This window comes from Waltera acetigignens (genome assembly GCF_025567015.1).
In the GTDB taxonomy this organism is placed as follows: Bacteria; Bacillota; Clostridia; order Lachnospirales; family Lachnospiraceae; genus Acetatifactor; species Acetatifactor acetigignens.
Window position 1 is genome coordinate 1 of record NZ_JAOQJO010000006.1, and the last position, 5,167, is coordinate 5,167.

The window sequence follows — 5,167 nt, forward strand, 5'->3', positions numbered from 1 at the left end:
TTGGTCAAGCCCTCGACCGATTAGTAAATGTCAGCTGAACACATTGCTGTGCTTACACCTCATTCCTATCTACCTCGTAGTCTTCAAGGGGTCTTACTCATTTCTGAGGGATATCTCATCTTGAGGGGGGCTTCACGCTTAGATGCCTTCAGCGTTTATCCCTGCCGGACTTGGCTACTCTGCCATGGCTCCGATAGCCAACAGATACACCAGTGGTCCGTCCATCCCGGTCCTCTCGTACTAAGGACAGCTCCTCTCAAATATCCTCCGCCTGCGCCGGATAGGGACCGAACTGTCTCACGACGTTCTGAACCCAGCTCGCGTACCGCTTTAATGGGCGAACAGCCCAACCCTTGGGACCTGCTACAGCCCCAGGATGCGATGAGCCGACATCGAGGTGCCAAACCACTCCGTCGATGTGAACTCTTGGGAGTGATAAGCCTGTTATCCCCAGGGTAGCTTTTATCCGTTGAGCGATGGCAATCCCACTTTATACCACCGGATCACTAAGTCCTACTTTCGTACCTGTTCCACCCGTCGGTGTCACAGTCAAGCTCCCTTCTGCCTTTGCACTCTTCGAATGGTTTCCAACCATTCTGAGGGAACCTTTGAGCGCCTCCGATACCCTTTCGGAGGCGACCGCCCCAGTCAAACTCCCCGCCAGACATTGTCCCCCACCCAGGTCATGGGTGCAGGTTAGAAATCCAATACTGCAAGGGTGGTATCCCAACAGCGACTCACATAAAACTGGCGTTCTATGTTCAACGTCTCCCACCTATCCTGTACATACAGTATCGAATCCCAGTATCAAGCTGGAGTAAAGCTCCATGGGGTCTTTCCGTCCTGGCGCAGGTAACCAGCATCTTCACTGGTACTTCAATTTCACCGGATGCATTGTCGAGACAGTGCTCAAATCATTACGCCTTTCGTGCGGGTCGGAACTTACCCGACAAGGAATTTCGCTACCTTAGGACCGTTATAGTTACGGCCGCCGTTTACTGGGGCTTAAATTCGAAGCTTCGTTGCCTGACTTCTCCTCTTAACCTTCCAGCACCGGGCAGGCGTCAGCCCATATACCTCACCTTTCGGTTTCGCATAGACCTGTGTTTTTGCTAAACAGTTGCTTGAGCCTATTCTCTGCGGCCCTGCTTTCACAGGGCACCCCTTCTCCCGAAGTTACGGGGTCATTTTGCCGAGTTCCTTAACAATGCTTCTTCCGTCGGCCTTAGGATTCTCTCCTCATCCACCTGTGTCGGTTTACGGTACGGGTATGTGTATCACAATAGCGGCTTTTCTTGGCACATGGCTCACACGCTTCCCTACTTTGGTTCGGTCCACATTACGTCTTCGGATTGTAAGGAAGATTTGCTGTCCTTACTCCTACCCCGCTTGTACCGGTTTTCTCTTTCCCGGCTCGTGCTCTCCACATGCGTCCCCACAGTTCTGGGTACACATAGTACAGGAATCTCCACCTGTTATCCATCGACTACGTCTTTCGACCTCGCCTTAGGCCCCGACTTACCCAGAGCAGATCAGCTTTACTCTGGAAACCTTGGATATTCGGCCGGAAGGATTCTCACCTTCCTCTCGCTACTCATTCCGGCATTCTCTCTTCTTAGCACTCCACTGCTCCTTATCGGTACAGCTTCGCTGCGCTAACAATGCTCCTCTACCACTCCTAAAAGGAGTCCTAAGCTTCGGTGTCGTGTTTCAGCCCCGGACATTTTCGGCGCAGGACCTCTCGACTAGTGAGCTATTACGCACTCTTTGAATGTATGGCTGCTTCTGAGCCAACATCCTAGTTGTCTTCGAAATCCCACATCCTTTTCCACTTAACACGCACTTTGGGACCTTAGCTGTAGGTCTGGGCTCTTTCCCTTTTGACCACCCAACTTATCTCGTGCAGTCTGACTCCCGTGCATCACCTCTATGGCATTCGGAGTTTGATAATCTTCGGTAGACTTTGACGCCCCCTAGGATATTCAGTGCTCTACCTCCACAAGGTTAACACGAGGCTAGCCCTAAAGCTATTTCGAGGAGAACCAGCTATCTCCGGGTTCGATTGGAATTTCTCCCCTACCCACACCTCATCGCCACCCTTTTCAACGGATGTGCGTTCGGCCCTCCATTGCCTTTTACGGCAACTTCAGCCTGGACATGGGTAGATCACCCGGTTTCGGGTCTACGTACACTGACTTAACGCCCTGTTAAGACTTGGTATCCCTTCGGCTCCGCACCTTAAGTGCTTAACCTCGCCAGTAAACGTAACTCGCCGGACCGTTCTACAAAAAGTACGCGGTTGTACTCATATGGTACTTCCACAGTTTGTAAACACAGGGTTTCAGGTTCTCTTTCACTCCCCTCCCGGGGTCCTTTTCACCTTTCCTTCACAGTACTCTGCTCTATCGGTCACTAAGGAGTATTTAGCCTTACGGGGTGGTCCCCGCTCATTCCCACAAGGTTTCTCGTGTCTCGTGGTACTCTGGATCCTGCTCTGCTTCTTTCCGTTTCGCCTACGGGGCTCTCACCCTCTCTGGCCGGTCTTTCCAGAACCGTTCCGCTACAGTCAGAAGTCATAAATGCAGTCCGAACCCCGGAGTGCACGCACTCCGGTTTGGGCTCTTTCCATTTCGCTCGCCGCTACTTTGAAAATCGAGTTTTCTTTCTCTTCCTCCGGCTACTTAGATGTTTCAGTTCACCGGGTTCCCTCCGTACACCTATGGATTCAGTGTACGGTGACTGAGGTATGCTCAGCCGGGTTTCCCCATTCAGAAATCTACGGATCAATGGATATGTGCTCCTCCCCGTAGCTTATCGCAGCTTATCACGTCTTTCATCGGCTCTTAGTGCCAAGGCATCCACCCTGCGCTCTTTTTAGCTTGACCTAATAACTGAGCAAGCGGTTTCGAATAAAGCAAAGTCCGTTGCAAGCTCGCTTGCATAAGGGCTTTTGATTTATTCGGAAATCATTTGCGAAGCAAAGGACATGAGTAAGACGAAGTCTTACGAATGACCGCTTGCGCGATTCCCGCCAACCAGTTCTTCACATCTAGCGTGATGTTACTTTAGGTTTTGTTTCGTTTTGCTTGTTTGATCTCACAATCTCTTGCAAGATCCCTCGGATGTCTTGTTATATCGTTTTGCAAACTTGATATAATAGATTTTAATTTCAATATTCGGTTTTCAAGGAACAAACCTGACACTAAAGTGCCAGCTCTAAGAGAATACTTCGTATTCTCCGTTCGACAAATCGGTTAGTATTTGTCGACTGGGCTTAAGTGGGCATTACCTCTTTTACCTCAAAGGTTGTAAGGTTACTCACTTAACTGGGCTTAAGTGGACTCGAACCACCGACCTCACGCTTATCAGGCGTGCGCTCTAACCGGCTGAGCTATAAGCCCATTTGTAATCTGGCAGCCACCTGCTCTCCCATACCGTCTCCAGTATAGTACCATCGGCCGCTTGGGTCTTAACCATCGTGTTCGGGATGAGAACGGGTGTGTCCCCCAAGCGCATCGCCACCAGAAAATGATCTTCACTTCGTGAAGCTCTTGCTAATTGCTTCGCAATTAGTGCTTCCAGAAGTTTCTTGATTTACCTCTTTGGCAAATCAACAGTAATGCAACCCCTACTTCTTCCGTTTCCTTAGAAAGGAGGTGATCCAGCCGCACCTTCCGATACGGCTACCTTGTTACGACTTCACCCCAGTTATCAGACCTGCCTTCGGCGGCTCCTTCCTTGCGGTTAGGTCACCGACTTCGGGCATTTCCGACTCCCATGGTGTGACGGGCGGTGTGTACAAGACCCGGGAACGTATTCACCGCAGCATTCTGATCTGCGATTACTAGCGATTCCAGCTTCATGTAGTCGAGTTGCAGACTACAATCCGAACTGAGACGTTATTTTTGAGATTCGCTCTGCCTCACGACTTCGCTTCTCTTTGTTTACGCCATTGTAGCACGTGTGTAGCCCTGGTCATAAGGGGCATGATGATTTGACGTCATCCCCACCTTCCTCCGGGTTATCCCCGGCAGTCTCTCTAGAGTGCCCATCTTACTGCTGGCTACTAAAGATAAGGGTTGCGCTCGTTGCGGGACTTAACCCAACATCTCACGACACGAGCTGACGACAACCATGCACCACCTGTCTCCTATGTACCGAAGTACTAACGGCATTGCCCGTTATTCATAGGGATGTCAAGACCAGGTAAGGTTCTTCGCGTTGCTTCGAATTAAACCACATGCTCCACCGCTTGTGCGGGTCCCCGTCAATTCCTTTGAGTTTCATTCTTGCGAACGTACTCCCCAGGTGGATTACTTATTGCGTTTGCTGCGGCACCGATGGGTCGTACCCACCAACACCTAGTAATCATCGTTTACGGCGTGGACTACCAGGGTATCTAATCCTGTTTGCTCCCCACGCTTTCGAGCCTCAACGTCAGTTACAGTCCAGTAAGCCGCCTTCGCCACTGGTGTTCCTCCTAATATCTACGCATTTCACCGCTACACTAGGAATTCCACTTACCTCTCCTGCACTCTAGTTCTACAGTTTCCAAAGCATTCCCGGGGTTAAGCCCCGGGCTTTCACTTCAGACTTGCAAAACCGTCTACGCTCCCTTTACACCCAGTAAATCCGGATAACGCTTGCCCCCTACGTATTACCGCGGCTGCTGGCACGTAGTTAGCCGGGGCTTCTTAGTCAGGTACCGTCATTTTCTTTCCTGCTGATAGAGCTTTACATACCGAAATACTTCTTCACTCACGCGGCGTTGCTGCATCAGGGTTTCCCCCATTGTGCAATATTCCCCACTGCTGCCTCCCGTAGGAGTTTGGGCCGTGTCTCAGTCCCAATGTGGCCGTTCACCCTCTCAGGCCGGCTACTGATCGTCGCCTTGGTGGGCCGTTACCTCACCAACCAGCTAATCAGACGCGGGTCCATCTTGTACCACCGGAGTTTTTCACACTGCTTCATGCGAAGCTGTGCGCTTATGCGGTATTAGCAGTCGTTTCCAACTGTTGTCCCCCAGTACAAGGCAGGTTACCCACGCGTTACTCACCCGTCCGCCACTAACTTACATATCGCTAGGCTTCAATGTAAGTCCGTTCGACTTGCATGTGTTAGGCACGCCGCCAGCGTTCATCCTGAGCCAGGATCAAACTCTCATGTT

1 tRNA gene and 3 rRNA genes are annotated in these 5,167 nt (G+C 51.0%); all 4 read right to left on the minus strand.

Annotation, left to right across the window (positions count from 1 at the left end):
- The 4 genes from OCV96_RS07250 to OCV96_RS07265 all read right to left on the minus strand — a co-directional run bounded on the left by OCV96_RS07250 (position 1) and on the right by OCV96_RS07265 (position 5,167).
- Positions 1-2,885: ribosomal RNA gene (locus OCV96_RS07250) — 23S ribosomal RNA — on the minus strand.
- A gap of 442 nt (positions 2,886-3,327) precedes the next feature.
- Positions 3,328-3,401 (minus strand) — tRNA-Ile (locus OCV96_RS07255).
- A gap of 7 nt (positions 3,402-3,408) precedes the next feature.
- A 5S ribosomal RNA gene (gene rrf, locus OCV96_RS07260) occupies positions 3,409-3,526 on the minus strand.
- A 123-nt stretch (positions 3,527-3,649) separates the two neighbouring features.
- Positions 3,650-5,167: ribosomal RNA gene (locus tag OCV96_RS07265) — 16S ribosomal RNA — on the minus strand.
- The 16S, 23S and 5S rRNA genes sit together here with 1 tRNA gene alongside, the layout of an rRNA operon.